Source organism: Kribbella sp. ALI-6-A (assembly GCF_001984195.1).
GTDB lineage: Bacteria > Actinomycetota > Actinomycetes > Propionibacteriales > Kribbellaceae > Kribbella.
On the sequence record NZ_MTQN01000010.1, the window covers coordinates 663306 to 689806 of the forward strand.

Sequence of the window (26501 nt, forward strand, 5' to 3'; positions counted from 1 at the left end):
GCGATGCGCTACCACCGGTGGTTCTCCCCCTGGGTGCTGGTCGTCCCGGCGCTCGCCTGGTTGCTGGTGTTCAACCTGTGGCCGTCGATCAACACCGTGATCCTGTCGTTCACCAACGCCAAGCCGATCGGCGGCGGGACCTTCGTCGGGCTGAAGAACTTCGAGGCCCTGCTGCACGACGAGCAGCTGCGCTACGCGTTGCTGAACAGCGTGATCTACATGATCGTCTGCCTGCCGTTCCTGACGATCGTGCCGTTGGCGCTGGCGGTGCTGGTCGAGAAGAAGCTGCCCGGGATCACGTTCTTCCGGACCGCCTTCTACACCCCGGTGGTGGCCTCCGCGGTCGTCGTCGCGCTGATCTGGCAGTGGATCCTCGACGACCGCGGCCTGGTCAACGGCATGGCCGAGAAGCTCGGCGTGATCTCCGGGCCGTTGCCGTTCCTGTCCGACCAGTGGTTGCTGCTGTTCAGCGCGATCAGCCTGACCATCTGGAAGGGCCTGGGCTACTACATGATCATCTACCTGGCCGCGCTCGGGAACGTCGGCCGTGAGCTGCACGAGGCGGCCGCGGTCGACGGGGCCAGCGCGTTCCGGCGGTTCACGAACATCACCATCCCCGGCGTCCGGGGCACGATGATCCTGATCGCCATCCTGATCTCGGTCTCGGCCCTGCGGGTCTTCTCCGAGCTGTTCATCCTCAGCGGCGGCAACGGTGGTCCCGGCGGCCGCGACTCGTCGGTGGTGATGCTGATCCAGCAGTACAGCCAGGGCTTCGAGGGCAACCTCGGTTACGCCTCGGCGCTGTCGATCGTGCTGTTCTTCGTCACGGTCGTCCCGATGCTCGCCCTGGCGCGACTGAACCGGAAGGCGGCCGACGCATGAGTGTCGTGACGAATCCCGCGCGGCCGGTCGCCGTACCGGACGACCCCGGTACGCCGGTCCGCAAGCGCAAGCGCGGCACGTTCAGCTTCAACTCGATGTCGCCGGCCGAGAAGGCGGTGCGCTACGTCCTGCTCGTGTTCGTGCTGCTGATCACGATCGGGCCGTTCCTGTGGCAGCTGTCGACGTCGCTGAAGGGGTCCGGCGAGGACATCTACACACGGATCCCGCGGCTGCTGCCGTCCCAGCCGACGCTGGATCACTACGGCGCGGTGGCCGACACCATCCCGGTCTGGGACTACATGCGCAACTCGCTGCAGGTCGCCGTACTGGTTGTCGGCGGCAACATCATCGGGTCGTCGCTGGCCGGCTTCGCGCTGTCGCGGCTGCAGTTCAAGGGCCGCAAGCTCGTGCTCGGCCTGTTCCTGGCGACGCTGGTGCTGCCGGGTGAGGTGACGATCATCTCCCAGTACGTGACGGTGCGGGAGTTCGGTCTGGCCAACACGTTGTTCGGCGTCGCGCTGCCCGGCATGATCGGCGCGCTGAACGTGCTGCTGATGTACAACGCGTTCCGCTCCCTGCCGATCGAGGTCGACCAGGCCGCGATCGTCGACGGCGCGAACGTGTGGCAACGCTTCCGCTACATCGCGCTGCCGAGCGTGCGCGGCACGATCAGCGTGGTCGCGATCTTCGCCTTCATCGGTGCCTGGGACGACTTCCTGTGGCCGCTGATCGTGCTCACCGACCCCGAGAAGTACACGCTCACCGTCGGCCTGCAGTACCTGTCCGGCACCTTCACCAACAACCCCCGCCTGATCGCCGCCGGCACGATGATCGCCTTCATCCCGATCGTGATCGTCTTCGCCACCCTGCAGCGCTTCTTCTTCAAGGGCGTCGAGGAAGGCGCGGTCAAGGGCTAGTACGCCGTACAACAGCAGCCCCGGCCGATTCCGGCCGGGGCTGCTGTTCGTGGTCGGTCAGGGCGCGGCAGACGGCGTCAGCGGCGGCGGGACGCCTTCGGGTGGACCTCGCCGGTGTACTTCTCGCCGGGGCCCGCGCCGGGCTCGTCGGGGATGGTGGAGGCTTCCTTGAAGGCGAGCTGCAGGGAGCGCAGGCCGTCGCGCAGGGGAGCGGCGTGGTGGTGGCCCAGGCTGGGGGCGGCGGCGTCGAGCAGGCCGGCCAGCGCGTCGATCAGCGAGCGGGCCTCGTCCAGGTCCTGGTGGTCGGGCAGGTCCTCGGCCAGGCCGAGGTTGACGGCGGCGGCGCTCATCAGGTGCAGGGCGGCGGTCGAGATGATCTCCACGCTCGGCACCTCGGCGATGTCGCGGGAGACGGTGGACATCGGGTCCACCCGGGACTGCTCCGCGACGGGGGTGTCGATGGCTGATTCGGGTGAAGTGGAGATCGGGTCGGTCATGCTGCTACTGTTGCATGGCGACCGACCCGGTCCGAAGGTGACCCCTGAGCGGAATACTCGAGGGACGCCAACGGTTCGAGTCTAAGCGGAGGGCCACCTCCCACCCAGTCGATGAACAGTCGGCGGGTCCCGGTCACACCGAGTTTTCCGGCCTCACCGCCGGATCGTCTGGGTGCTGCGTACGGCGTACCGATTCCTTCGGGGTTTCGGTGGGTCGTCGATCTGGGAATTGGGCCTTCGTGTGGATCGCACGGAGGCCTTTGTCGTTCCCCGACGAGATCTCCGGGCGATTGCAAGGTGGCACCAGTAACGAACAACCCAGGAGGACCCATCACCATTGAACTGCGCGTCAACGAGCGCATCCGCGTTCCCGAGGTGCGTCTGGTCGGACCGAACGGTGAGCAGGTAGGCATCGTCCGGATCGAAGACGCTCTTCGGTTGGCACAGGAAGCCGATCTCGACCTGGTCGAGGTTGCGGCCACGGCCCGCCCGCCGGTCTGCAAGCTGATGGATTTCGGCAAGTACAAGTACGAGACCGCGCAGAAGGCGCGCGAGTCACGCCGGAACCAGACCAACACCGTCATCAAAGAGATGAAGCTGCGGCCGAAGATCGACCCGCACGACTACGAGACCAAGAAGGGTCACGTCGTCCGCTTCCTCCGTGCCGGTGACAAGGTGAAGATCACGATCATGTTCCGTGGTCGCGAGCAGTCCCGCCCCGAGCTGGGGTTCCGGCTGCTGCAGCGGCTGGCCGAGGATGTCAGCGAGCTCGGCTTCGTCGAGTCCTCGCCCCGTCAGGACGGCCGCAACATGATCATGGTGCTCGGACCGCACAAGAAGAAGTCCGAGGCGCGCGTGGACGTGGAAGCCGAGAAGGCCAAGAAGCTGGCCGAGCACGAGGCCGAGCAAGAGGCCGAGCGCCTCGAGCGGGCCGCGCAGCTCCAGCAGTTCGAGGCCGAGAAGGCCGCCGGCGCGACCAAGAAGCCGAAGGGTCCGGCCGACAACCTCGACCCGGAGTGATCCGTCGCTCCGGCCGCGCCACGAGGTCACTGCCGGAGCACGGACACCGGATCGAGACGACGAAACAGAAACGAGAGAACACTGCCATGCCGAAGATGAAGACCCACTCGGGGATGAAGAAGCGCGTCCGGATCACCGGTTCGGGCAAGCTGCGCCGCGAGCGCACCGGCCGTCGTCACCTGCTCGAGGTGAAGTCGAGCCGCCGGACCCGGCGTCTGGCCGGCACCACCGACGTGGCGCCGTCTCACGTCAAGAAGGTCAACAAGCTGCTCGGTCGCTGACCCAAGGCTTCCCCACCCCCGAACATCCCGCCGAGTGGATCGACTTCTCCGGCGCAGAAATACAAGGAGTAACACCTCATGGCACGCGTGAAGCGGGCAGTCAACGCCCACAAGAAGCGCCGGGTCGTACTCGAGCAGGCCAGCGGCTACCGCGGTCAGCGCTCGCGGCTGTACCGCAAGGCCAAGGAGCAGGTCACCCACTCGCTGGTCTACGCCTACCGTGACCGCAAGGCGCGCAAGGGCGACTTCCGCAAGCTGTGGATCCAGCGCATCAACGCTGCGACCCGCGCGGAGGGCCTGACCTACAACCGGTTCATCCAGGGGCTGCGGCTGGCCGAGGTCGAGGTCGACCGCAAGATCCTGGCCGACCTGGCCGTGAACGACGCTCCCGCGTTCTCCGCGCTCGTCGCGGTCGCGAAGGCCGCGCTGCCGGCCGACGTGAACGCCAAGAGCGACGCCGCCGCCTGACCGGCGACTCCGTAGCACCTCCAGTGGCGAGCCCGGGTCTGTTGACCGCGCAGTCTGTGCGGATCAAGCAGGCCCGCAGGCTCGCCACTCGTGCGTTCCGGCGCAAGACCGGCCGCTTCCTGGTCGAGGGCCCCCAGGCCGTCCGGGAAGCCCTCGAGCACCGGATGCGAGTCGTCGAGGTGTACGCCGAACCCGACGTCGCCACCCGGCACCGCGATCTGCGGGATTTGGCGACGGTCGCCGACGTGCCCTGGTTCGAGGTGAACCGAGCCGCCATCGAAGCGCTTAGCGAAACCGTCACATCCCAGGGCGTGGTCGCCGTCTGCTCGCTGGTCGACGTCCCGCTCGATGAAGCAGTACGTCGTACGGCGTCGCTGGTGGCCGTCGGCGTCCAGGTGCGTGACCCGGGCAACGTCGGCACCCTGATCCGCACCGCCGACGCGGCCGGCGCGGACGCGGTCGTGCTGTCGGGGGAGTCGGTCGACCCGCACAACCCGAAGGCCGTCCGGGCCAGCGTGGGCAGTCTGTTCCACCTGCCGATCTCGCTGGACGCCGACATTCCCGCGGCCGCGAAGGCCTGGCGGGACCAGGGCATCCAGGTGCTGGCCGCCGACGGCTACGGCAGCTTCGACCTCGACGAGTGCATCGAGGACGGCACGCTGGCCAAGCCGACCGTGTGGCTGTTCGGCAACGAGGCGCACGGCCTGCCCGACGGGTACGACGCGATCGTCGACCGGTCGGTGAAGGTGCCGATCTACGGCCGCGCCGAGAGTCTCAACCTCGCGACGGCCGCCGCCGTCTGCCTCTACGCCTCGGCCCGCGCCCAGCGGATCAACGAGCCGCGGTGAGCCTGGCCTCCAGCCCGTCCAGCAGGCTGTCGAGACCGTAGGCGAACGACTCGTTCTGCAGTTGGTCCATGCCGACCACGCGACGCCGCTGGAGCGACTCGTGCATGGTCGGGTGCATCGCGGTGATCTGATCGACCTCGGCGAGGATCTCCTGGTTCTGCTGTTCGACCGAGCGGCCGGACCGGCGGACCGACGCCTCCCAGGCGGCCTGTGAGTTCGCGTTGCCGAACACGAACGACATCACCGCGCCCATCGCGTAGTCGATGTCCCGGCCGGTGAATCCGGCGGCCGTGAACAGTTCCAGACCGCGGGAGCCCATCCGGACCGCGTTCGGCCCGATGCTCGGGCGCAGGTAGATCACCTCGGGCAACCAGCCGTGCCGCAGGACGACGGCCCGCAGGCTGTGCGCGAACAGCAGCGCGCCGGCGCGCCAGCCGGCCAGCTCGGCGTCCGGTACGTCGACCTCGCCGTACGCCTCGTCGACGACCAGATCGATCAGGTCGTCCTTGGTCTGCACGTGCCAGTACAGGCTGGTGGCGCCGGAGTCCAGGCGGGCAGCCAGCTTGCGCATGCTCAGCCCGGCCACGCCCTCGGTGTCGAGCAGTTCCATGGTCGCCTTGACGATCTGGTCGCGGCTGAGCGTCTCCCGGGCGGGGGAGCCAGTCCGTTGCCGGGTCCAGATCGAGTCCATGCCCAGCATTCTGCCCGAACTCGGACACCGTTCGGGTGTATCTATAGTGTGCGAGTGACGACTTCACGTACGCGGCGCATGATTTCGGTCAAGCGGTGGAGGTCCAGGCTCACGCCCCGACGGCGCTGGCCAGCTCCGGAGCGATGCAGCGTCGTGCGGTCTTGGCCGCGTCGACGCTCGGACTCCGCGAAGGTCTGCTCGACCTTCTGCGCAGCGGGCATCGACCGACACGGCGCAAGGCGGCGCCGGACCGCGTTGATCGACGTCAGGCCGCGGGCGCTGGTGAGACCGGCTGCCGAGGGCAGCGCTGCGGTGAGGATACGGCAGGCGCGTTCGACGTCGACCTGACTGAACTCGCTGCGCGTCCCAGGCAAGTAGGACGAGACCGGCCACCGTCGGCAGCTGGAGTGCCGCCCGGGCGCACCGACCTTGATCAAATCTTGCAGACCGCTTGCAGCCACCGAAGCATCGACGCCACCGGAGCAAAGTTGATCCTCCACTACAGCAACGCCGTGTACTTCCTCCCTGCTGCCGCAGCCATCGCCAGAATCAACACCGACGGTGAGAGCGCCAGTCAGTTGGAAACGACCCAAGTCAACACCTCTTGGCTCGTCGAGGCCCGGAACGTCGCAGCCACAGCTCCATTGCCCGCCTCGTACAGACGGATTCGTCAAAAGTGGTGACGTCCTGGACCTACTACCGCCAGCCCCAGGCCCCGAACTCACCTCCGCGCACCTGGGAGATCTACTTAACGCCCTCCATCAGACCGTGACACTGCCAGTGGAAGTAGCAGCCTGGAGACCGCTGGAGTCTTGCAGCATGCCCCCGCCGACCCCGCCGCTCGAAACGCGCTGCCACCGGATGATCGAAGCTGGCTGGAGGCCGGATCCAGGAACCGGAGTCGGAGCTAGCAGATCTCGACTGGCCCCTCGGCTACGGCCTGATCTATCCGAGGCGGTCTCCTGAGATACTGTCTGGGACAAGCTTATCGAGTGACAGCTTCACTCGCTCCCATGCCGAAAGGCCCTCGTGGTGCTCGGAGCCGGGTGAGTACCAAAGCGGAGCGACCGCTCGCAACAGGGACTCCCCATCCGAAGCCGCCGCTTGAGACGCAGTGAAAGCGTGGCTCGGATACGACTCGAATGGGTCCTGCACATCAGTAACATCCATCGAAAATGGAGAAGCCTTCGACACAAGTAGATCCTCGAGCCGTTGAGCAAATGGCCGTGCTGAGTCAAGCGCAGCGGCGCGTGCTCGGGCAGCTACCTGGCGGCGCAATCGAAGCGGCCGATCAAGAATCAAATCACTAATGTGTCCTGTGAGCATCACCGTATCAACAGTCGAATCCACAGTCGTGCTGGGAAAATCCCGACCAATGCCTGACAGGGCGCAGACAGCGATGTCGGCCGAGCGCTCCGGAGCCGTGTACACAGGCACCAAGTCGCCGTCGATCCCGTTGCGTATAACGTTCCTGTACGGGCCCCAATCCGAGGCGACCACCGCACACCCATTTCGCATGGCCTCTAGCAGCCCAAGCCCGAAGCTTTCTGACTGTGTTACCGACAAATTCACATAGATGTCAGCGGATTTCAGCAAATCGTCGCGCTCCAGATCGGTCGCATTGGAGACGACATTGACGCGATCCGTTAGGCCGTAGCGAGCCAAGGCAGCTTCGAGTAGTCGTGGTAACGCGAGACTGCTGGCGTAGCCCATCACTGTGCATTCGAATTGAAGCCCACGACGGGCCACTCGACCCAGCATTTCGATCAGCGACGCCCAGTCCATTTTGTCCCCCGCCTCAAGGCGGCCAACAACCGCAATGCGAACAACATCGCCCTCGGCGAGCGAACCGGCGCCGACCGCAGCACGCCGCTCACCACCAGTACTATTCTGTTCCCTCAGGTCGTACTGCTCGACCAGAAGTTCCGGGAACTCACAATTCAAAGCGTCCGGAACCAGAGCTTGCAGATTCTTCCACTGCCGATCGAGCACTCGTTTAGCTGCAAGCGTCGGAACAATAACCGCGTCCCCAGGCGAGGCCAGCGCCAAGGTCGCGAGATTTCCTCCCTGGTCTGGATATGAGAGACTATGCGCAATTCCGATCGTCGGAAACGCAGCACCCGACCATCGCCGGACCATGCCACCATTCCAAGTTGTATGTCGCCCAGCCTCTAGCCAGGCAACTCGCAGCCCGTCCAGGGTGTAAAGGTGACTAATGTCAATCGGCTCAATACCGCGCAGTCCGGATGGCCAGCTGCGTGCGTCGGCGCATACGCAAGCAACTCGCTCGACCCGACTGCTTGCGGCAAGCTCAGAAAGCACGTGCCTCGCTAGGCGTATTCGCCCATTGATTCCGCGCCCCGCGTTCTCATTGTCGCCAAAAAGGTACAAGGGAAGATCCGCGAGGCTCGTCAGAATAGTAACGCCCATACCTGAACTCGCACCGGCAGTCACAAGACCTCCATCCTCAGCCACATTCGACGCGGCAAGTCACAGCCTCGTCGGCTGGCAATCAATCCATCGTCCAGCAGTCATCCGCGTGCCCGATGGGTCGACCCACGTCCAACAGCCATCTTGCACCCAAAACGCGACTCCGGTCGAGATCCCCCAAAAATGTAAGGACTGCAAACCCGACTTCGTCCACCGGTCGATAGCCCGCGCAACAGTGCACGCTGTCTCCCGCCGGCTGGCCAAGCCAATTCGACCTACCCTCATTTCGGAACGCGAAGGTCGTCAGCATGCCAATCAGGAATGTAGTGTGGTAGTCGGGTTCCCAGCCACCTTCCGGCCACGCCCATCGCCGCCTCCTGACTCGATCCGTAACCGAGCCCGTTCTGAGCAATTGTTGGACGCAAAATGTCAAGCAGATATCGGCCTGCTCGAGCCACGGAAGCGCGTAGCATGCAATTACTAGTAGGATCTCAACCGTGAGGTCAAGGTCGGCACGAACGAAGCTCGATGCAAGCCACACATAAAGTAGCCGCGAGACATCCTCGCCGAGCGGCGAAAGATCCAATGCTGATCCCACTCCAAAGTCAGCCGCGTAAAGCATTATGTGCGTCAATGAGAACATATGGCTGCGGTGGAGAATCGATGTCGGGATTGAAAGAAGTTCAAGCAAGGAAGCATGCCGCAATCGCCGCATCTCCTGCTGCAGATGTATCCGGTTCCGATCATTCGCGGTCATGTGAATGGCTGCCCAGAGGCGCTCAGCGTTATCCCAGGCGCTGCCGCCTGGGACACGCACTGCTACCGCCAACCAATTCCGCATAGATTCAACGGCACGATCAGGAACCGGTCGTTGCAGTATCGTTGCCAGAACGACCCCAATGGCCCCTGGCTCACGTCCACAACTCCAAGCATCATTGTTCAGACGTTCGACTAACGCCGAACTAGCTAATCCGCCGGCAGAGGCGTTACGCACGAATGTCATGCGGCCATCGTTTGGCCACTTCCCCTGTGTCAAGCGACATAACAGGAGAGCTTCCGCACATACCTTTGTGTGGTCAGCACCCAGTTTGGTGCCTTCGAACAGCGCCGCACGGACAATCCGGGACGATATATTTGCGACCGCGTCCCGGACTTCGGCTCCGAGTTCAACGTCAAGTCGACCTAGCCGCATAGCAGGCACTCGAGTTCAGCGAGCCAGTCATCGGATGCAGCACGAACATGCTTCCCAGCCTGGCCAGAGCAATACTCCTGTACGGTTTCGATGAGGAAAGATGCGACGTTGGCGCGTTCGTTTGGAAGGATGAACCCGTTAAGCTCGGACTTCGGGTCATCGGACTGGCTGAGCCAGAATGCGAGCCGATAAACCATTTCCGGGGCGACGCGGTCCAGTCGGGCCTTGTACCAAAAATTTACCGAGATCGAATCTGTGACCGCAGTTACGTCGTGACCCATAAACGGATCCATGTGCAGAACATCGCCAGGATGCAGAACTATCTCTGCGGCGTCGACTCCTCCAGACCCCACATCAAGCCGCCCCTTCCTCCAGTCTGGTGAGCTAGCATCCGCCAATTGCATGTCCGTCTTAGCTGGATCTACGAGAATGAACCGCTTTTCACCCGCCACCTGGACATAATAGTTATCCTTAGTATCGAAATGAAGAGGTGCGTGATTCCCCGATGGCCCGTACCATAAATTGATTTCTAACAGATCTGCCGGGGACGGCGCGCCCAGGGGAAGCGAAAGATCACCCAATAGGCGCGGGGCACCGAACAGTATGGACGTTTGGAAGACGTATGAGTACGGAGCCAGCTCCCCGTGCAACACTTCGCGGGCAGCTAGGTTGCGATCATCTCCGCCGACCCGCACAGGTATCTCACGCGACCCTAACGTTTCCGCAAGATATGCGGATGACCAAAGGCCAATCGCACCCCAGGAGAGTGCCGCACCCCGTACAACTTCGAAACCCATCACGAAACTCGCATTCTGTCCACTCGTTCGAGCCAGTAATCCGCCCCCAGGAGCCGCAATATGCCCGTCGGATGGGCTGATCGGAAACCGGCCACGCTGCTTCCGTAACGCCGGAGTAATTTCGCATCGACCACGCCGCGGTCCGCTAGAGTCGATCGGCGAAACCGGCTCCGAATCTCATCGCCAAACATTTCGAGGTATGCATCGGCCAGTTGCTTGTAGCCGACACGATCCCCTTCGTGGCAAGTTGTAGGAAAGTAATCTTTAAGGAGCCGGCGCCACTCATACTTGCCGACGACTGTTGCTCCAATGATGACCTGTCGGCGATCGGCGGGTAGATTCCATATGCTCGCCCAGATCCTTGGATGTCTGAGGGGATCGTGAAGTTCCAGACTGCCTACCATCAAGTCATGCTGCCAAAACTCCAAGTGAACCGAATCTAGTTCGGTTCGCAGGTGTCTTTCGGCAAGGCTGTAGGCGTACATTCCTCCCAACCTTGGCACGGCCACTCGACGCGTGCATTTCCTATCGATTGAGCCAACTACCTCGCTTTCGGACCGTCCCACTAGGCGGCTGGCGATACGAAACCCGTCGGCAATTCCACGGAGTCGCGACAATTGGCTGAGATTCCGCTGGGTGCCCAACCAGGCCAGGACGGTGGGTAAGTCCCCGCGCAAAGTCGCCCGTAATGCAGCGTAGAAGGGATCCTGATGAGAACCATTCCAAAGAGTGTCGCCGAATGAACCCATGCACAGGGCCGTCGATCCCAGCTCGACCGCCACTTTCGCCGCCTGCCTTACTCCAGGAGCACTGAGAAAGTTGTTCGGAGCCTGCACAGCTGTTCCAAATACTTCACTCGGCTCGATGTCGCCGAGATGCACTGGAATGGTATGAAAGGGCAGGTTGAGCCGTCGCGCGATTTCTACAGCCCGTGCCATTTCGGACTTCAGCAGCGGCGCTGTCGACGTGAAGTCCATATACAAGAGATGTGTTTCGACGCCGGCTTTAGCTAACGCCCAGGCAATCGCACTCGAGTCAAGGCCGCCACTGAATAGTACTGAAACATTCTGGTGTCCATGTACGTCTTCGAGAACACCTTCATATAGGGCATCTAGCGACGAGTCAGTGTACTCGTCGGTTGACGAGCCCGTTATCGCTTTGCGTGCGGGGCGATACGCCACCTTTGCCCGATCAAACTCCCACATGTCTCCCGGCGCAAGTCTCAAGCCGTCGTTGTAGAGACCGCCCCCCACTGGTAGGTACTGGTCCGCCAAATAGCATTTAAGGGCGAGTGCATTAACGCCGGATCGTCGGACAGTCCGGGCACTGTGAGACACAGAGAATTCGGACGTCTGTCGGTCAGTGATATATATCGGAATGTTTGACGCGCTTCCCCTCTGGATGACGGCTCGACCGCGCGCCTCGTCCACGACCATGTAGGTGCCGAAGGGCGAACAGTCGACTTCGCCACTTAGCAAGCTCCGTGCCACGGACTCCAGCGGCGCGCTGTGGTTTCCGGCGGCGCCTATCAGTAATCCAGAAGTTAGCCCCTGCAGCTGAATGGAACTTGCAAGCTTGGGCAGAATGTGCGTCTCTTCGGCGTGAACTCCGCTGAATGTCATCCCACAACCGATTGGATTGGCACGATTGTTGCAACCTCACTGTAAAGAGACGAGAAGTCGGCGCCTTCGTTGACTGGAAAACCATCAAGCTGTGCCCAAGCGTGCAGGGGCGTGGCTGCACCTAGATTGGTCTTCTCGTGTCCGATGAAAACCGTCGCGTCATGTCCAAGGCTTCGCAATGCCGTAGCGACGGCAACGGACTCTTGAAGGCAATTCATCGGCCCACAGAGCAGACGAAGCATGAACCGCACTTTCGTCGAATCGTCGATGCCACACGACGGAATACTCTGATGTCTTGCGTCGCAGTCCTTGGCTTCGGTCGGCCATGTGATATGGGATATATCTGACAAGCGTCCGCCGCGAACTAGATGGTTGCCTGTGCGCTTTCCGACCTTGAGGGCGCGAATATACTCACGAGTTCTATGCGCATAAATGCGTTCACATTCTATACCCGTGAAGGCGAGGCCGTGTTGCCGGGCCGGGCTCAAGCGCCACAACCGACCCTTCTTTGCCACAGAGGACGCTATGGTCGGCTTGCGTTTCTCAACTGTCTTCGCGTCAGTTTCATTGCTGGATTCCCAGTCCGTCAACACCCGTCGCTTACACAGGGCTTTCAGAAGGTGGCTGTCATCGCGAGAGTGCGATCCAACCAAGATTGCACCCCACGCCAATGTTGCGGTTGGGGACAGAACAACCACCATCAGCGTTTCCGGATTGATTAAAGAAATGCGCCCGGAGGAGCGAAATTCAAGAACCGACAACTGCGCACCATCAACGTTTATCTGCCGTTTCTCAACCATGCTGCACGCTCGACCTCCGTCTCGGCAGTTGACCCTATTGAGGAGGCTGAGAGGCGGACGACTCGTGTCCGCCTCTCAGCCTGAGACGATGTCTCACCGGATCTTCATGAATATGCGGCGATAGCATGCGTCGTATCTCGCCGCACAAGAGGCAATACCCCAAGACGGTGATGACCGCAGGTCCTACACGATCTGATCGCGCCCTTGGACGTGTACGCCGACTACACTGGTTCGTCGAAATCGATCCAGCCGTTAGTACGCATTTTCTTGAATACGCGCGTTAGCTGATTCGAGGCTTCGTCATCTGGGATCTTGAGATCCCTTGAATACTTTGCAACGGCGGCATCGAGGCTTCCTTCATCGAAGGCGATCCAAGCGGCAACCGCTGCTGGGTTCAAGCGTGCTGTCACACAATGGACCGTGTCACTAAGCAGACCGACCCCAGTTACTTCATCGGTTATGACGACCACACCCGCTTGCTTCTTGATAGCCTTCGGGCCCGCTAGCCTCTCCTCTGTCTGCATGGCAGTCTGACGCCGAGAAGCCGTCAGCAGCTGAGGCGGGCGCCGTTGAAGCCGTCTGCGGCCATGCCTCCACCAGACAGAGTCAATTCCTCGAGCGAGCCAAAGAGTTCGAAGTCGGCCTCCTCGGTGGTACTGAGGGCCGGCTGCATGGAAGCCGCTGCCAGGTCGGAACTGTTGTCGCGTGATTTGTCCATTGTTTAAACTCCTTTGTGTACGACGGAGATCATTTCCCCAGTCGACAAATTGGTTTATGGTTCAAAACTATCGAATCGGTTTCTCGATTGTCAACTACTCGTACGCTTATCGGTTCGGCATTTTCCGGTTGAACACTTTGAGGACCCGACAGACCTATGCGAGGTGCGGATTGAAGCCGCAGAGGTTTGGCAGGCATCGTCCTGCCTGAGCAAGTCCCGGCGGTGAGACCTCGGTCCGACATCCCGATGCAGACCCAGCGCAGATTTCCCCTAGCAGCCCGCCATCTGCCGTCTTACTGATCCGAAAATAGTTCGCGGAAACGTCCTTCCCTCGTCACAAGGTCTTCGTAAGTGCCGCACTGAACAATCCTTGCGTTGTCGATCACGTAGATCCGGTCCATACCTCGTAGGGTCCACGCGCGATGGGAGACGACGATGGTGATGCGATCACGGCGCGATTGAAGGAGTTCCTGGAAGATGTCTCGTTCCGCTTCGGCGTCGACAGCCGATGTCGGCTCGTCGAGGATCCATACGCCCGCCCCACGGACAGCGATTCTAGCCAAGGCGATCCGTTGCCATTGGCCTCCCGACAGGCCAATGCCGCCGAACTGTTCGCCGATCTGCGTGTCCAGTCCTTCATCAAGGTTCCGGACGAATTTATCCATACGTGCCACCGCGAGGGCACGCCAGATGTCTTCCTCTGTCACCTCGACCCCATCTGGTGTGCCGAGGGTGACCGCGTCTCGGATCGAAAGTTCGTAGCGGCCGAACTCTTGGGTCATCAATCCGAAGTGGGCCAGTCGCGCAGACAAAGCCAGATCGCTGGCCAGCCGTCCATCGAGGAGGACTTCGCCACCGGCGGTCGCGACTATGCCGAGAAGGGCGCGGACGAGGGTGGTTTTTCCCGCTCCGTTGGCACCCACTAAGGCGATTGCCTCGCCGCGGCGAACAGCAATGGTGGCCGATTCTAGTGAAGGCGCTTTTGCCCCAGGATATCGAACCGATACGTTACGCGCCTCCAGTGATTCGACTCGACCAACGATCGCTGCGTCGACAGGCCTGTCTGCTGAAGAAGTCACTCGCCGGAATATCTTTACCCTCGGCGTAGCCGAGAGAACTTCCCCGATGGCGAATCCCGCACCCCGTGTTGCTTCAATCCCTGCCAGCACTCCTAGCACGCCTGCAGCAATCCCCGCACCACCGGCGCCGCTGAAGACAATCATCGACAATGCGATACCCAGGAGCGCTGCACCCACGACTCCGCCGCCAAGAAAGCCGTGGATCAACTGCGCCAACAGCCGATCCAGAAGTTGATCAGCGCGGCGCTGACTCTGGGTAATCTGCCGAGCCAGGCGCCCGCCAGATCCGAATGTCGCGATCTCAGTGCCGGAACGCTGCTGGGCTAACTGCTCGATCAGGTACGTCGTGCGCCTCAAGTGGCCACCAACCGCACCGAATGCTTTCGTCTGGCGGGTCTGAGCCCATGAAAATAGGACCACGCTTGGCAGTAACGACAGCACGATCACGATCGCGGCACGGGGCGCGATGAACCATACAGACACGAAAAGGGCCACAAAAGTTACCAAAGAAGCGAGCGAGCTAATGACTGACCATGGAAGTCGTCCTAGGTCCTGTAAGGAATCGCGTCCTACTTGCACGTCAGCGCTCACCGAGCTGTCGGCCATGTCCTCTGGAGACATCCGCGCCAGGCTGTGGACGAGACTATCTTGAAGCGTCCGTTGCAACCGAATGCCGGCACGCTGCCGAGTGAACATATCCACAGTGGCAAGCACCTGCCCTGTGCCCACCAACAGGATCAACAGCACCAACGGAACTGCGGCGGTTGAGAATGTTTCGGCGTCGCGGATTAACCATGCGACTGCCTGCACTTGCGCCGCTGGTGTCAGCGCCAATACTAGGGCCGATAGAACCGCCAGCGCCAATGCGACGGGTGTGCGTCGCGCTGCCTCACTTAGTCCCCAACGCGCCGACTGTGCAGCCTCCGGTAGTCCGGCTAGGACGTCTAGGATGGCACGAGCTGCCCGACCTCGAAGCTTTGAAGACTCGACTGACTCCAACTCTTTCACTAGAGTCACTTAACGTAGCTCCTATTCGTTACGACCACCCGTGAAAGAGAAGGGTGGACGAAATCCTGTGGCAGCCCCACATGAATTCATACGGAAGTAGCCGCCGGAAGCATGTTTGTTGCACCACAACAGATGAATTTGATCGGGCAGATACTAGAAGACCGTTAGTACGCACATGCGACGGCTCAACGTGGCTCTTGCGACTAGTCGGATGGATCAGCTCAGCTATATCCGCAATGGCAATCATTGCCCACTGTCGGAATTGTCTCACAAAATTTTAACTTAGCTAATTAACCTGTCAAGGGGTGCGCCTAGATACACGACCCCACCCACATCCGCACAGGCGGATCGCCCAACTCTTCTCCCGAGCTCGGGCGACAGTACTCAGCGTATCCAGACGACTACTGAACATCAAGGGCGCAGGCGCGGAGCTTGGCTGGCACCACCAGCGACCTCGACACCTACATCAACCTGCACGCTACGAGGGAACCGACTGTGCCGACTCGACTGACCACCCGCGCCAAGATCCACTTCTGCGGCGCCGCTGGCAAAGGCATCGCGCCAGCCGCATCGCTCGCGCTCCAAGCCCGTATACCAGGTGACCGGCGACGACCTCGTCGACAACCACCGCACCAAGCTGCTCCGCAACCACGGCGCCACGACGGTGGCCGGAAACAACCAGATCCCGGACAAGACCGGCGCCGTCGTGGCCTCCACCACCGTCGAGCTCCTCAGGCCGGCCGACTCCACCACGGGCCCGACAGGGCCACTGAATGAGCCGATCCGCCTGCAACGGCTGAAGCTCCTGCAGCACGTGTTCGAACGCTTCGGCAAAGACCAGATCGCGATCATCGGATCGGTTGGAAGATCCAGTGCACCGCGGCCACCACCGCAGTGTTCGCCACCATGGCGCCGTCGTGGTACCTCGGCGCCAACGTCGACGACACGCTGTGCGGCGCACGGCTCGGTTCCGGGCCTTGCAACCACCGAAGCCTGCGAGTATCAGAACGCCTACTTGGCGCTCTCGCCGAAGCTTGCCATGATTTTCAACATCAGCCCCAACCGCGAAGACCACTTCTGGCCCGGTACCGAAGGATTCGCCGTCTCGCTACGAACTTCCGACGAGTCCTCCGAGAGCCTCGATCACATCGTCATCAATGCCGGCGCCGCGGCGCAACTGGCAAACAACACCGGCGGCACGACGATCTCGAAACGCTGTGGCCCGATCTCCACCCGAGTCATCGGCTCGCTGGGCCGAGCCTACTGGCAGTTCAGCGTCGAGCACGCGACCCCGGAGATCACACGCTTCGCGCTGTCCCACACAGGCACGCCGCGACCACGGCCGCGATGACGGTGGTCGCGGCCCGATGCGCCGGGATGAGCGACAGCGACATCCGTGTCGGCCTTGCCGCAGCCCGACTGCCGCAGCGGCGAATGACCAGGGTGCACTCCGAGCCCGGAGGGTACATCGTTCGAGTCGAGCCAGGCCGGGCACCCGCGGCGCTGGTGGATCCTGCTGATTCTGTGCCTGAGCGTGATGGTGCTGGTGGTCGACAACACCGTGCTCAACCTGGCCATCCCGTCGTTGATGCGCGACCTGTCCGCCACCCCGGCCGACGTGCAGTGGATCATCGACGCCTACATCCTGGCGTTCGCCGGTCTGCTGCTGACCGCCGGAAGTCTGTCCGACCGGTTCGGCCGGCGACGGATGCTCCTGATCGGGCTGGTGCTGTTCGGCCTGGCGTCGCTGCTGGCCACGCTGGCGACCACGCCCTGGCAGTTGATCGCCTGCCGCGGGCTGATGGGCGTCGGCGGCTCGCTGCTGATGCCGAGCACGTTGTCGTTGCTGTTCACCGTGTTCCCGCCCGAGGAGCAGCGCAAGGCGATGGCCGCATGGTCGACCGTCGCGATGGTCGGCGTGGTCGCCGGTCCGACGATCGGCGGCGTCCTGCTCGAGCACTTCTGGTGGGGCTCGATCTTCCTGATCAACGTGCCGATCGCCGTGGCCGCGATCATCGGGTCGATCGCGCTGATCCCGGAGTCCCGGGGACCGGCTCGGGCCGTCGACCCGGCCGGCGCGCTGTTCTCGATCGTCGGGATGGGCGCGGTGATCTGGGCGATCATCTCGATCCCGGCCGACGGTCTCGGTTCGGGACGCGTGCTCGGCGGACTGGCCGTCGGTGTCGCCGGTCTGGTCGCCTTCGCGTGGTGGGAGCGGCGTACGCCGCACCCGATGGCCCGCTGGCCCTGTTCAAGGATCGCAACTTCAGCGGGACGAGCCTGTCGATCGTGCTGCTGTCGTTCACCGCGGGTGGACTCCTGCTCGCGCTCACGCAGTACCTGCAGTTCGTGCTGGCCTACAGCCCGCTCAAGGCCGGCCTCGCCCTCATCCCGTACGCCGCGTCCGCGATGCTCTTCAACGGGATCGGCGCGACGCTGGGCAAGAAGCTCGCCGACCGCACGCTGATCGCGACCGGGCTGGTGGTGATCGCGGGCGGGTTCGGCATCCTGACCCAGGTCACGACGGACTCCGGGTACGGGTTGCTGATCGCCGGGCTGATGGTGATGGGCATCGGTGGCGGTCTGGCCGGTCCGGCGGCGTACACGCTGTTGATGCAGTCGGTCCCGGCCGAGCACCGCGGGGTCGGCTCGGCGATGAACGACACCGTGCAGCAGACCGGCGCCGCGCTGTCGGTCGCCGTACTGGGCAGTGTGCTGGCGGCGGCGTACTCGGCCGCGCTGCCCGACTCGGTGCCCGAAGCCGGCCGCGAGTCGATCGCCGAGACGCTCGCCCTCGGACCTCAGTTCGCGGCGGTCGCGCGGGAGTCGTTCACCGACGCGATGTCGATCGCGATGACCACCGGCCTGATCGGCGCGGCAGGCGGTGCGCTGGTGGCGGTCTTCGTCCTCCCACGCCGCTCCGCCGGTGCCGAGCCGGAGGTGAGTCTGGAGACCGAGCGAGCCGGTTGACCCTCGACCGGCGAGAATGGCGCGGTGGACGACACGTTGCCCTTCGGGCTGGAAGGCCGATTCTGGCGGGGCAACTTGCACACCCACTCGGACCAGTCCGACGGAGCGTTGTCCCCGGCGAAGACCGTGCAGTGCTACCGGGACGCGGGCTACGACTTCCTGGTCGTCACCGACCACTTCAGGGCCGAGTACGGCTTCCCGGTCACCGACACCAGGTCACTGCGGTCGGACGGGTTCACCACCCTGGTGGGCGCCGAACTCCACGCGCCGCGGACGGAAGCAGGACCGTCGTGGCACATCGTCGCGGTGGGACTGCCGCTGGACTTCGGCCCGGTCCCTGACGAGACCGGGCCGGAGTTGGCGCGGCGGGCACGCCGGGCGGGCGCGTTCATCGGGCTGGCCCACCCGTCGGCCTCGCTGCTCACGGCCGCCGACGCCGAGAGTATGGACGCGGCCCACTCCGTCGAGGTCTACAACGCGCTCGCCGATCGGGAGAACCGTGGCGACAGCTGGCACCTGACCGACGTACTGCTGAATCGCGGTCACCGGCTGACCGCCTTCGCCGCCGATGACGCACATCTGCAACCCCAGGACCCCCCGCCCTGCGCGGCCTGGGTCCAGGTCCGCTCGGAGGCGCTCGAGCCGGACGCTCTGCTCGCCGCGCTCAAGGCCGGCCACTTCTACTCCAGCACCGGCCCCGAGCTGTACGACGTCAGCGTCGACGACGCGGTGGTCACCGTCCGATGCTCGCCCGCCGTCAAGGTGCTGCTCACCGGCGGAGTCCCCGGCGCCCAAGTCGCCCAGGGCGGCGACCTGACCGAGTGTTCGCTGCCCCTGGACATGTTCCGCGGCCGGTACTGCCGGGTCACGGTCGAGGACGCCACCGGCGGGCGCGCCTGGACCAACCCGATCCACCTGCCCCGGGAACCCGCCGCCTAGTCTCGACGTCAACTTCCTGCTGATCCGACGAAAGGACCCCCGCATGCTCTGGCCCGCTCTGCGCGCTCTGTCCCACGGCGACCTGTCCGCCGAGCAGCTGGCCACGCTGCGTGAGTCGTTCGGTTTGGTGGACGGTCCGCGGACGGAGGGCCCCGGAGCGGCGCAGAGCCTGGCGCACCGCACCCTGACCGACGACGCCGGTGCACCGCTCGTCCTCGACCTGGCCCGCACCGGCGAGTCCGGCTGGGTGCTCACCCTGTTCGGCACCGGTCAGCAGGTTTCCCCAGCCACCATCGAGGCTCACCGGGCCGCGTTCCGGGACGCCATCGCGCGCGCCGGGCTTTCGCTGGTCGAGATCACCCCGGCCGCGACCGCCGACGAGGTCCTGGTCGCGTCGGCAGAGCCGGCCGGTACGCCGGAGTCCGCGATCGGCGCCCACTGGAGTCTGCCCGACGACCTCGACCTGGTCTGGTCGCACCTCGGCCTGCGCGCGGATGCGCCGCGGGAGGTGAAGAAGGTCAAGCTGCGCGAGCTGATGCTGACTCCTGCCTGGCGCTCGGCGCCGTCGCCGCTGCAAGGCCAGGCCGAGGAGTACCTCGATGCCGACTGAGTCACGCCGGGCATCGACCGCTGCCACCTGGGGGAATCGTTGAGCGAACCGTCGAGCGACCGCAACACCACGCCATTGCCACCGCCGGGGTCGGCCGAGCGGGCCGAACGGCAGCAGCTCGGCGAAGCGCTGCTCACCGACGACGGCCGGGTCACCGAGACTCCGCAGGCCAAGACGCTCGCGATCGGGGCGCTGGCCGCGCGGATGCGGGCCTCCACCCCCGAGCTGGTGCTGGCCTCGATGGGACTTGCCGTCGGCAACGACATGGCCGGCCGGCTGGGCGACCGCGACTACGTGCTGCTCCCACACAACGAGCGGTATCCGTCCATGGGTGCCGACGTCCTGCACGCCGACGAGCTCCGCTCCGCGCAGTACCAGGAGGCGGCGCACCGGGCTGTCCGGATGGACACCGACCAGGCCGAGACGCTGGTCCGGATGATCGCGGTCAGCGAGCTGATGGGCGCCTGGTCGTACGGCTCCAACAACAACGTGCGGGTGCTGGCCCTGCAGGAGACCGCGCGGGACGAGTTCGGCCTGCGCGGCGTCCTGGACTGGCAGCTGGATCCCCGCACCCGGTCCGCGGTCGACCTCGAGCTCGACTACAACCGGGACGCACTGGGTGACTTCCTGCGCACGCAGTACGCGATGACGCAGGAGGTTCTCGCCGCCCGCGGCGTCGCCGAGGTGATCTCGTACCGGGCGCTGAGCTGGCCGGAGGGTTCGGACCGGCCGTCGTGGGCCGTCGAGGACACGGTCGGCAGCACGATCGAGGTTCCGCAGCGGCCGTTGGCGAGCTGGTCGGCCGATCGCCGGGTCGTGGCCGACTGGCTGGAGGAGCGCCGGGGGCACGGCGTGATCCTCGCGGCGCGGCACTCCGCGCAGGACGTCTTCTCGCTGCCGACGACCGGGATGGGGTTCCTGGGGCAGAAGGAGTGGGTGACGCTGCCGGGCGATCACCGGGCCACCGTGGACGGGGTCGTCTCCCACCTCGGGGCCGGCCAGCGGGAACAGTCCGCGGCCGCCGCGGTGATGCTCGGCCGCCCGGCGATCCCGGGAGTCGTCGCCGAGCCGGCCCGGATGCCTGGCGCCGCGGAGCACGTCCGGACCCCGGCCGCTGCGGAGTCGGCATCGGCCGCCGTGGAGGCGACACCGGCCGCCGCGGAGGCGACGCCGGCCGCAGCGGAGGCGACACCGGCCGCCATGGGGCCGGCGCCGGGTGCCACCGACGAGGGCCGCACTCCGGGCGCCTCGGCACCGGCTGCGGACGAGCGTTTCCAGCCGGCGGTGCTGGTGCCGAACGGCCCGGCACACGAGCTGGACCGCCGGATCGGGCGCATCCTCGACGGCGCCGAGGAGCCGCCGGCGTGGTGGTTGCGGGACGACTCCGGCTACTCGATCGCCCGGCGTGATCTGGAGTTCCTGCAGATCGATCCCCAGCAGGTCCGATGGATGCTCACCGGCGAGTCCCCGATGGGCCTGACCCCGGAGCTCTACCAGCAGTTCGGCGCGCAGATGCTGGAGGCTCTGGAGCGGGACGGCGTCGACGCCTCCCAGGTCGACCTGCGGTTGAAGGGCACCGGCGCCGGGTTCTTCTCCGGCCTGCACAAGACCCTGCCGCGGGAAGCGGAACTGGCGGACCGGCCGCAGGCTGTGCAGCGCCTGCGCGAGTGGTTCGGCAACGACCAGAACCGGCCGCTGCGCCGCCCGTACGACTCGATGTACCGGCTCGGTCTGGACTCCGAGCCGAGCGACTTCGACCTCGACATCAACAGCACGGCGGCGGTCCGGGCCGCGCGGGAGCACTGGCGCGCGCATCACAACGACCGCTACCCGGGCGACTTCATGGGCGGCCACGGCTACCTCGACAAGGACACCGTGCACGGCGCGCTGCCCGCGCTGTCGGGCTGGGCGAAGCGGTGGGAGGACAAACTCGGCCGGCCGATGTCGCTCGGCGTCTTCGAGTCCACCGGCCCGTTCAACGCCCAGGTGCTCGGCCGTGAGCTGTCGTCGCACTTCAAGGACAGCGACTGGATCATCCATCGTCCGCAGGACCCGATGGCCTGGCGCACGCCTCGCTCCCGGGTGATCGAGCGGCCGGCCGGGGCCGGCGCCGGCGTTGCGCCGGCACCGGTCGCAGGACAGGCCGCTGGACAGGCCTCGGGACAGGCCGCGGCGCCGGCCGCGGGACAGGCCGGGCCCGGTCTGTCGATCACAGCCGGACAGCCTGCACCCGGGACACGCGGTCCAGGTCAAGGACGCGGGACGGCGGCCGCGCAGCCCGAGCACCTCCGGCGCGGCGGGACGCCCGGTCGCGGCAGTGGTCGCGGCCGCTGACGGGTCCGCTGCCGCCGCGGCAGCGGTCAGCCGTTACCGAGCCAGAAGCGGGTCAGGATGATGCCGAGCACGAACAGGGCCCAGGCACCGATCACAACCGTGTGATAGCCGGTGAGTGAGCGGACCCAGCGGGTCCGGCGGAAGTTGTACAGCGTGACGTACCAGAACATCGGGATCGTCACCGCCCACACCACCATGCAGTACGGGCAGAGCGCACCGATCGTGTAGATGCTCTGGTAGATCAGCCAGTGGATCAGTACGGCGGCCGCCGTGACACCGACCTGCAGGCCGAGCCAGATCCAGCGCGGGAGCCTGACGCCGGCGAGCAGCACGACGCCGAGCGTGGTGACGATCGCGAAGCCGCCGATGCCGAGCAGCGGGTTCGGGAAGCCGAAGATCGCGGCCTGCGGGGTGACCATCACCGAGCCGCACGACAGCACCGAGTTGATGCTGCAGCTGGGCGTGTAGTTCGGGTCGGTGAGCAGGTGGAACCGCTCGACGGTCAGCACGAAAGCGGCCAGGAAGCCGATCGCACCGCCCACGGCCAGCAGCCACCGCAGTCCGGCGGCCGGCTGCTCGTCGAGGGCCGGGCCGGTCTGCGTGGCCGGGGTGGAGAGGTCCGCGTTCGTCATACCTGCTGCTTTCGATCGGCTCGGGAACTGCTCCGATTGTGCCCGCTGTGGACGACCGATTCACGCTCCGGCGGCGCGGGTTCCTAGACTGCGAGTTGCAGTTCCTGAGAATCAGCAACCCGAGAGTGAGCCATGTCCGGTCCCAACAAGAACTACGACCCCGTCGAGGTGACTCCGTTGCACGCCGACGAGGTCGAACGGACGCGGGACGAGGCCCTCGACGCCTTCCGGACCGCGGCCGACCTGAGCGCGTTGCAGGAGGCCAAGCTGGCCCACCTCGGTGAGCGGTCGCCGATCGCGTTGGCCAACCGCGAGATCGGCGCGCTGCCGCCGCAGGCCCGCAAGGAGGCCGGCCAGCGGATCGGCTCGGCCCGCAAGGCCATCAACGAGGCGTACGCCGCCCGCCTGGCGGTGCTCGAGGCCGAGCACGAGGAGCGGATGCTGGCCACCGAGCAGGTCGACGTGACGCTGCCGTCGAGCCTGCTGCCCGGCGCGCGGCACCCGCTGTCGCTGATCTCCGAGCAGATCGCCGACGTCTTCACCGCGCTCGGCTGGGACGTCGCCGAAGGCCCCGAGGTCGAGGCCGAGTGGCTGAACTTCGACGCGCTGAACTTCCAGCCCGACCACCCGGCGCGGCAGATGCAGGACACCTTCTTCGTCGAGCCGGCCGGCTCCGGGACGGTCCTGCGCACCCACACCTCGCCGGTGCAGGCCCGTTCGATGCTGACCCGCACACCGCCGATCTACGTGATCTGCCCGGGCCGCGTGTTCCGCACCGACGAGCTCGACGCGACGCACACGCCGGTCTTCTACCAGGTCGAGGGACTCGTCGTCGATGAGGGCATCACGCTCGCGCACCTGAAGGGCACGCTGGACCACTTCGTGGTGTCGATGTTCGGCGAGGGTCTGGAGGCCCGGCTGCGGCCGAACTTCTTCCCGTTCACCGAGCCGTCGGCCGAGGTCGACCTCAAGTGCTTCGTCTGCCGCGGCGCCTCGGTCGGCAACCCGGACCGCCCGTGCCGCACCTGCGGCAGCGAGGGCTGGATCGAGTGGGGCGGCTGCGGCGTGGTCAACCCGCGGGTCCTGCAGGCGTGCGGCATCGACCCCGAGCGGTACTCGGGGTTCGCGTTCGGAATGGGCCTGGAGCGGACGCTGATGTTCCGCAACGGGGTGGAGGACATGCGGGACATGGTCGAGGGTGACGTGCGGTTCAGCCGCCAGTTCGGGATGGAGATCTGATGCGGGTCCCACTGTCGTGGCTTCGCGAGTACGTCGAACTGCCGGACGGCGTGACCGGCCGCCAGGTCGCGGAGAAGCTGATCCGGGCCGGGCTCGAGGTGGAGACCGTCGTCGAGTCCGACCTGACCGGCCCGCTGGTGGTCGGCAAGGTGCTGAGCTACGAGCCGGAGCCGCAGAAGAACGGCAAGACCATTCGCTGGTGCTCGCTCGACATCGGCAAGGACGAGCCGCAGTGGGTGGTCTGCGGCGCGAGCAACTTCGAGGTCGGTGACCTGGTCGTGGTCGTGCTGCCCGGTGCGGTGCTGCCGGGCGGGTTCGCGATCTCGGCCCGCAAGACCTACGGCCACGTCTCGGCCGGGATGATCTGCTCCAGCTCCGAGCTCGGGCTGGGCGACGACGGCTCGGGCGGCATCGTCGTCCTGCAGCCGGGCGAGGCGACGCCGGGCGACGACGCGATCGAGCTGCTCGGGCTGCGCGACGACGTCCTGGACATCGCGGTCACGCCCGACCGGGGGTACTGCCTGTCGATCCGCGGGGTCGCCCGCGAGACGGCCACGGCGTACGGGGTGCCGCTGAAGGACCCGGCCGGGCTGTCGTTGACCGGTTCGGGTGACGGTGGCTACCCGGTGCGGGTGGACGACGCGGCCGCGTGCAGCGTGTTCGTCACCCGGACGGTGACCGGGATCGACCCGAAGGCGCTGTCGCCGCGCTGGTTGCAGCAGCGGCTGGTCGCGGCGGGCATGCGGCCGATCTCGATCGGCGTCGACGTCACCAACTACGTGATGCTCGAGCTGGGGCAGCCGATCCACGGCTACGACAAGGCCCGGCTGAGCGGCGACATCGTGGTCCGGCGGGCGACGGCCGGCGAGAAGCTGGTGACGCTGGACGACCAGACCCGCGAGCTGGACCCCGAGGACCTGCTGATCACCGACGACTCCGGCCCGATCGGCATCGCCGGCGTGATGGGTGGCGCGTCGACGGAGATCTCGGACGCGACCACCGACGTGGTGATCGAGGCCGCGCACTTCGACCCGATCGTGGTCGCGCGCGCGTCGCGCCGCCACAAGCTGTCGTCCGAGGCGTCCCGCCGGTTCGAGCGCGAGGTCGACCCGGCGCTGCCGCGCCAGGCCGCGCAGCGCGTCGCCGACCTGCTGTCCGAGCTCGCCGGCGGCACGATCCTGCCGGACGAGACCGTTATCGACACTCACCCGGCGGCGCCGTCGGTGACCTTCCGCGCGGACCACGCGGCCCGGGTCGCGGGCGCGGAGATCACGATCGAGGAGAGCACCCGCCACCTGGAGTCGGTCGGTTGCCACGTCGCCCCCGCCGCGGCGGACGCCACCGCGGCTCCGTTCGCTGTCGGTGCGAACGACTCCGACGCCGACCTGGTGACAGTGACTCCGCCGTCCTGGCGGCCCGACCTGCGGGACCCCAACGACTTCGCCGAGGAAGTGATCCGGCTGTTCGGGTTCGACAACGTGCCGTCGGTGCTGCCGCCGGCTCCGGGCGGGCAGGGTCTGACGGTCTCGCAGCGCCGCCGCCGGCGGATCGCGACCGCGCTGGTCGGCGCGGGACTGACCGAGGTGGTGTCCTACCCGTTCGTCGGCGAGGCCGACTTCGACGCGATGGGCCTGCCGGCCGACGACTCCCGCCGTACGACGGTCAAGTTGGTCAACCCGTTGTCCGACGAGGAGCCGTCGATGCAGACGACGCTCCTGCCGACCCTGCTGCGGACCGCCGAGCGCAACGTCGGCCGTGGGTCGACCGACCTGGCCATCTTCCAGACCGGCCTGGTCTTCGTCCCGCGCCCGGACGCGAAGCCGGCGCCGTTGCCGACCGTGGCCCAGCGCCCGACCGACGACGAGCTCAAGGCCCTGTACGACGCACTGCCGGACCAGCCGCTGCACATCGGCGTCGTGCTCACCGGCTCGCGCACTCCCGCCGGCTGGTGGGGCAAGGGCCAGCCGGTCAGCTGGGCGGACGCCGTCCAGGTCGCGCGCGCGATCGCGTCGTCGGTCGGCGTCGAGCCGACCCTGCGCAACGTCGAGCGCGCCCCTTGGCACCCGGGCCGCTGCGCGGAGCTCACCGCCGGTGGCACGGTCATCGGGCACGCCGGCGAGCTGCACCCGAAGGTGTGTCAGGCGTTCGGTCTCCCGGCCCGCTCGAGCGCGGTCGAGCTGAACCTCGACGCCCTGATCGCGGCCGGTCCGGCCTCGATCACCGCGCACCCGTTCTCGTCGTACCCGGTGGCCAAGGAGGACGTGGCGCTGATCGTCGCGTCCGACGTCCCGGCGGCCGAGGTCGAGGCGGCGCTGTCCGAGGGGGCGGGCGAGCTGCTGGAGTCGATCCGGCTGTTCGACGTCTACACCGGCGAGCAGATCGGTGACGGCAAGAAGTCGCTCGCCTTCGCGCTGCGCTTCCGGGCCCCGGACCGCACGCTCAAGGAGAACGAGGTCGCCGAGACGCGCCAGGCGGCCGTCCAGGTCGCCGTCGATCGCTTCGGCGCCGTCCAGCGCGTCGGCTGATG

The 26501-nt window shown here is 65.5% G+C and carries 24 protein-coding genes and 1 pseudogene; 14 read left to right on the top strand and 11 right to left on the bottom strand.

Features of this window, described 5'->3' with window-relative positions:
• Nucleotides 1-3: 3 nt before the first annotated feature.
• The gene (locus BWI15_RS17560) at nucleotides 4-882 is read left to right on the top strand and encodes a carbohydrate ABC transporter permease (RefSeq protein WP_077015472.1); all 879 of its coding nucleotides are present in this window, start codon (nucleotides 4-6) and stop codon (nucleotides 880-882) included.
• 95 nt (nucleotides 883-977) lie between these two features.
• On the top strand, nucleotides 978-1799 hold the full coding sequence (locus tag BWI15_RS17565; RefSeq protein ID WP_441327639.1) for a carbohydrate ABC transporter permease: 822 nt from the start codon (nucleotides 978-980) through the stop codon (nucleotides 1797-1799).
• A gap of 77 nt (nucleotides 1800-1876) precedes the next feature.
• Here the strand turns inward: BWI15_RS17565 and BWI15_RS17570 are convergent, their stop codons facing one another.
• Nucleotides 1877-2296, bottom strand: coding sequence for a DUF1844 domain-containing protein (locus BWI15_RS17570; protein WP_077015474.1), 420 nt, complete (start codon nucleotides 2294-2296; stop codon nucleotides 1877-1879).
• Nucleotides 2297-2593: 297 nt separating this feature from the next.
• Here BWI15_RS17570 and infC point away from each other — a divergent pair, with 297 nt between their 5' ends.
• The 4 genes from infC (at nucleotide 2594) to BWI15_RS17590 (ending at nucleotide 4913) form a co-directional block, all read left to right on the top strand.
• Nucleotides 2594-3316: a translation initiation factor IF-3 gene (infC, locus tag BWI15_RS17575; RefSeq protein WP_077015475.1), complete on the top strand. Its 723-nt coding sequence runs from the start codon at nucleotides 2594-2596 to the stop codon at nucleotides 3314-3316.
• Nucleotides 3317-3402: 86 nt separating this feature from the next.
• Nucleotides 3403-3597 (top strand): 50S ribosomal protein L35, encoded by a 195-nt coding sequence (gene rpmI / locus BWI15_RS17580; RefSeq protein ID WP_077015476.1) that lies wholly within the window; start codon nucleotides 3403-3405, stop codon nucleotides 3595-3597.
• Nucleotides 3598-3675: 78 nt separating this feature from the next.
• On the top strand, nucleotides 3676-4065 hold the full coding sequence (gene rplT / locus BWI15_RS17585) for a 50S ribosomal protein L20 (RefSeq protein ID WP_077015477.1): 390 nt from the start codon (nucleotides 3676-3678) through the stop codon (nucleotides 4063-4065).
• Between the two features lie 23 nt (nucleotides 4066-4088).
• Complete coding sequence (locus tag BWI15_RS17590; RefSeq protein WP_077015478.1) at nucleotides 4089-4913, top strand: TrmH family RNA methyltransferase; 825 nt, start codon at nucleotides 4089-4091, stop codon at nucleotides 4911-4913.
• Here BWI15_RS17590 and BWI15_RS17595 read toward each other — a convergent pair.
• From BWI15_RS17595 to BWI15_RS17620, 9 genes are all read right to left on the bottom strand, one after another.
• Entirely contained in the window at nucleotides 4897-5604 is a 708-nt protein-coding gene (locus tag BWI15_RS17595) for a TetR/AcrR family transcriptional regulator C-terminal domain-containing protein (protein WP_237771321.1), read from the bottom strand. The genes BWI15_RS17590 and BWI15_RS17595 overlap by 17 nt on opposite strands.
• 945 nt (nucleotides 5605-6549) lie before the next feature.
• Complete coding sequence (locus BWI15_RS17600) at nucleotides 6550-7653, bottom strand: glycosyltransferase (protein ID WP_168197331.1); 1104 nt, start codon at nucleotides 7651-7653, stop codon at nucleotides 6550-6552.
• A 463-nt stretch (nucleotides 7654-8116) separates the two neighbouring features.
• The gene (locus BWI15_RS40730) at nucleotides 8117-9226 is read right to left on the bottom strand and encodes a DUF6895 family protein (protein ID WP_441327614.1); all 1110 of its coding nucleotides are present in this window, start codon (nucleotides 9224-9226) and stop codon (nucleotides 8117-8119) included.
• Nucleotides 9217-10023, bottom strand: a complete 807-nt coding sequence (locus tag BWI15_RS17605) for a cupin-like domain-containing protein (protein WP_237771322.1) — start codon at nucleotides 10021-10023, stop codon at nucleotides 9217-9219. Before BWI15_RS17605 ends, BWI15_RS40730 begins: the two co-directional genes overlap by 10 nt.
• Nucleotides 10023-11228 carry an asparagine synthase-related protein gene (locus tag BWI15_RS17610; RefSeq protein WP_077015482.1) on the bottom strand — a complete coding sequence of 402 codons (1206 nt, stop codon included), beginning with the start codon at nucleotides 11226-11228 and terminating at the stop codon, nucleotides 10023-10025. The genes BWI15_RS17605 and BWI15_RS17610 overlap by 1 nt, the downstream gene beginning before the upstream one ends.
• Before the next feature lie 413 nt (nucleotides 11229-11641).
• Complete coding sequence (locus tag BWI15_RS38410) at nucleotides 11642-12445, bottom strand: lasso peptide biosynthesis B2 protein (RefSeq protein WP_083750836.1); 804 nt, start codon at nucleotides 12443-12445, stop codon at nucleotides 11642-11644.
• Between the two features lie 221 nt (nucleotides 12446-12666).
• The gene (locus tag BWI15_RS38860) at nucleotides 12667-12855 is read right to left on the bottom strand and encodes a PqqD family protein (protein ID WP_143465658.1); all 189 of its coding nucleotides are present in this window, start codon (nucleotides 12853-12855) and stop codon (nucleotides 12667-12669) included.
• Between the two features lie 137 nt (nucleotides 12856-12992).
• The gene (locus BWI15_RS39435) at nucleotides 12993-13163 is read right to left on the bottom strand and encodes a hypothetical protein (protein ID WP_168197332.1); all 171 of its coding nucleotides are present in this window, start codon (nucleotides 13161-13163) and stop codon (nucleotides 12993-12995) included.
• 293 nt (nucleotides 13164-13456) lie between these two features.
• Nucleotides 13457-15106 (bottom strand): ATP-binding cassette domain-containing protein, encoded by a 1650-nt coding sequence (locus BWI15_RS17620; protein WP_143465660.1) that lies wholly within the window; start codon nucleotides 15104-15106, stop codon nucleotides 13457-13459.
• A 742-nt stretch (nucleotides 15107-15848) separates the two neighbouring features.
• Here BWI15_RS17620 and BWI15_RS17625 point away from each other — a divergent pair.
• The 6 genes and pseudogenes from BWI15_RS17625 (at nucleotide 15849) to BWI15_RS17645 (ending at nucleotide 22103) form a co-directional block, all read left to right on the top strand.
• The gene (locus tag BWI15_RS17625) at nucleotides 15849-16601 is read left to right on the top strand and encodes a hypothetical protein (protein ID WP_077015484.1); all 753 of its coding nucleotides are present in this window, start codon (nucleotides 15849-15851) and stop codon (nucleotides 16599-16601) included.
• Nucleotides 16602-16787: 186 nt separating this feature from the next.
• Nucleotides 16788-17312, top strand: a pseudogene (locus BWI15_RS40125) (MFS transporter); the annotation flags it as partial.
• Between the two features lie 227 nt (nucleotides 17313-17539).
• Complete coding sequence (locus BWI15_RS40130; RefSeq protein WP_237771323.1) at nucleotides 17540-18220, top strand: MFS transporter; 681 nt, start codon at nucleotides 17540-17542, stop codon at nucleotides 18218-18220.
• A gap of 24 nt (nucleotides 18221-18244) precedes the next feature.
• On the top strand, nucleotides 18245-19159 hold the full coding sequence (locus tag BWI15_RS17635; RefSeq protein WP_237771324.1) for a CehA/McbA family metallohydrolase: 915 nt from the start codon (nucleotides 18245-18247) through the stop codon (nucleotides 19157-19159).
• A 43-nt stretch (nucleotides 19160-19202) separates the two neighbouring features.
• Nucleotides 19203-19769, top strand: a complete 567-nt coding sequence (locus tag BWI15_RS39720; RefSeq protein ID WP_193432169.1) for a hypothetical protein — start codon at nucleotides 19203-19205, stop codon at nucleotides 19767-19769.
• A 39-nt stretch (nucleotides 19770-19808) separates the two neighbouring features.
• Nucleotides 19809-22103: a hypothetical protein gene (locus tag BWI15_RS17645; RefSeq protein ID WP_143465662.1), complete on the top strand. Its 2295-nt coding sequence runs from the start codon at nucleotides 19809-19811 to the stop codon at nucleotides 22101-22103.
• 26 nt (nucleotides 22104-22129) lie between these two features.
• Here the strand turns inward: BWI15_RS17645 and BWI15_RS17650 are convergent, their stop codons facing one another.
• Nucleotides 22130-22735, bottom strand: coding sequence for a vitamin K epoxide reductase family protein (locus BWI15_RS17650; RefSeq protein WP_077015486.1), 606 nt, complete (start codon nucleotides 22733-22735; stop codon nucleotides 22130-22132).
• 132 nt (nucleotides 22736-22867) lie between these two features.
• Between BWI15_RS17650 and pheS the strand changes: the two genes are divergently transcribed.
• Complete coding sequence (pheS, locus tag BWI15_RS17655; RefSeq protein WP_077015487.1) at nucleotides 22868-23974, top strand: phenylalanine--tRNA ligase subunit alpha; 1107 nt, start codon at nucleotides 22868-22870, stop codon at nucleotides 23972-23974.
• Nucleotides 23974-26499: a phenylalanine--tRNA ligase subunit beta gene (gene pheT, locus BWI15_RS17660; RefSeq protein WP_077015488.1), complete on the top strand. Its 2526-nt coding sequence runs from the start codon at nucleotides 23974-23976 to the stop codon at nucleotides 26497-26499. The genes pheS and pheT overlap by 1 nt, the downstream gene beginning before the upstream one ends.
• The last annotated feature ends 2 nt before the right edge of the window (nucleotides 26500-26501 follow it).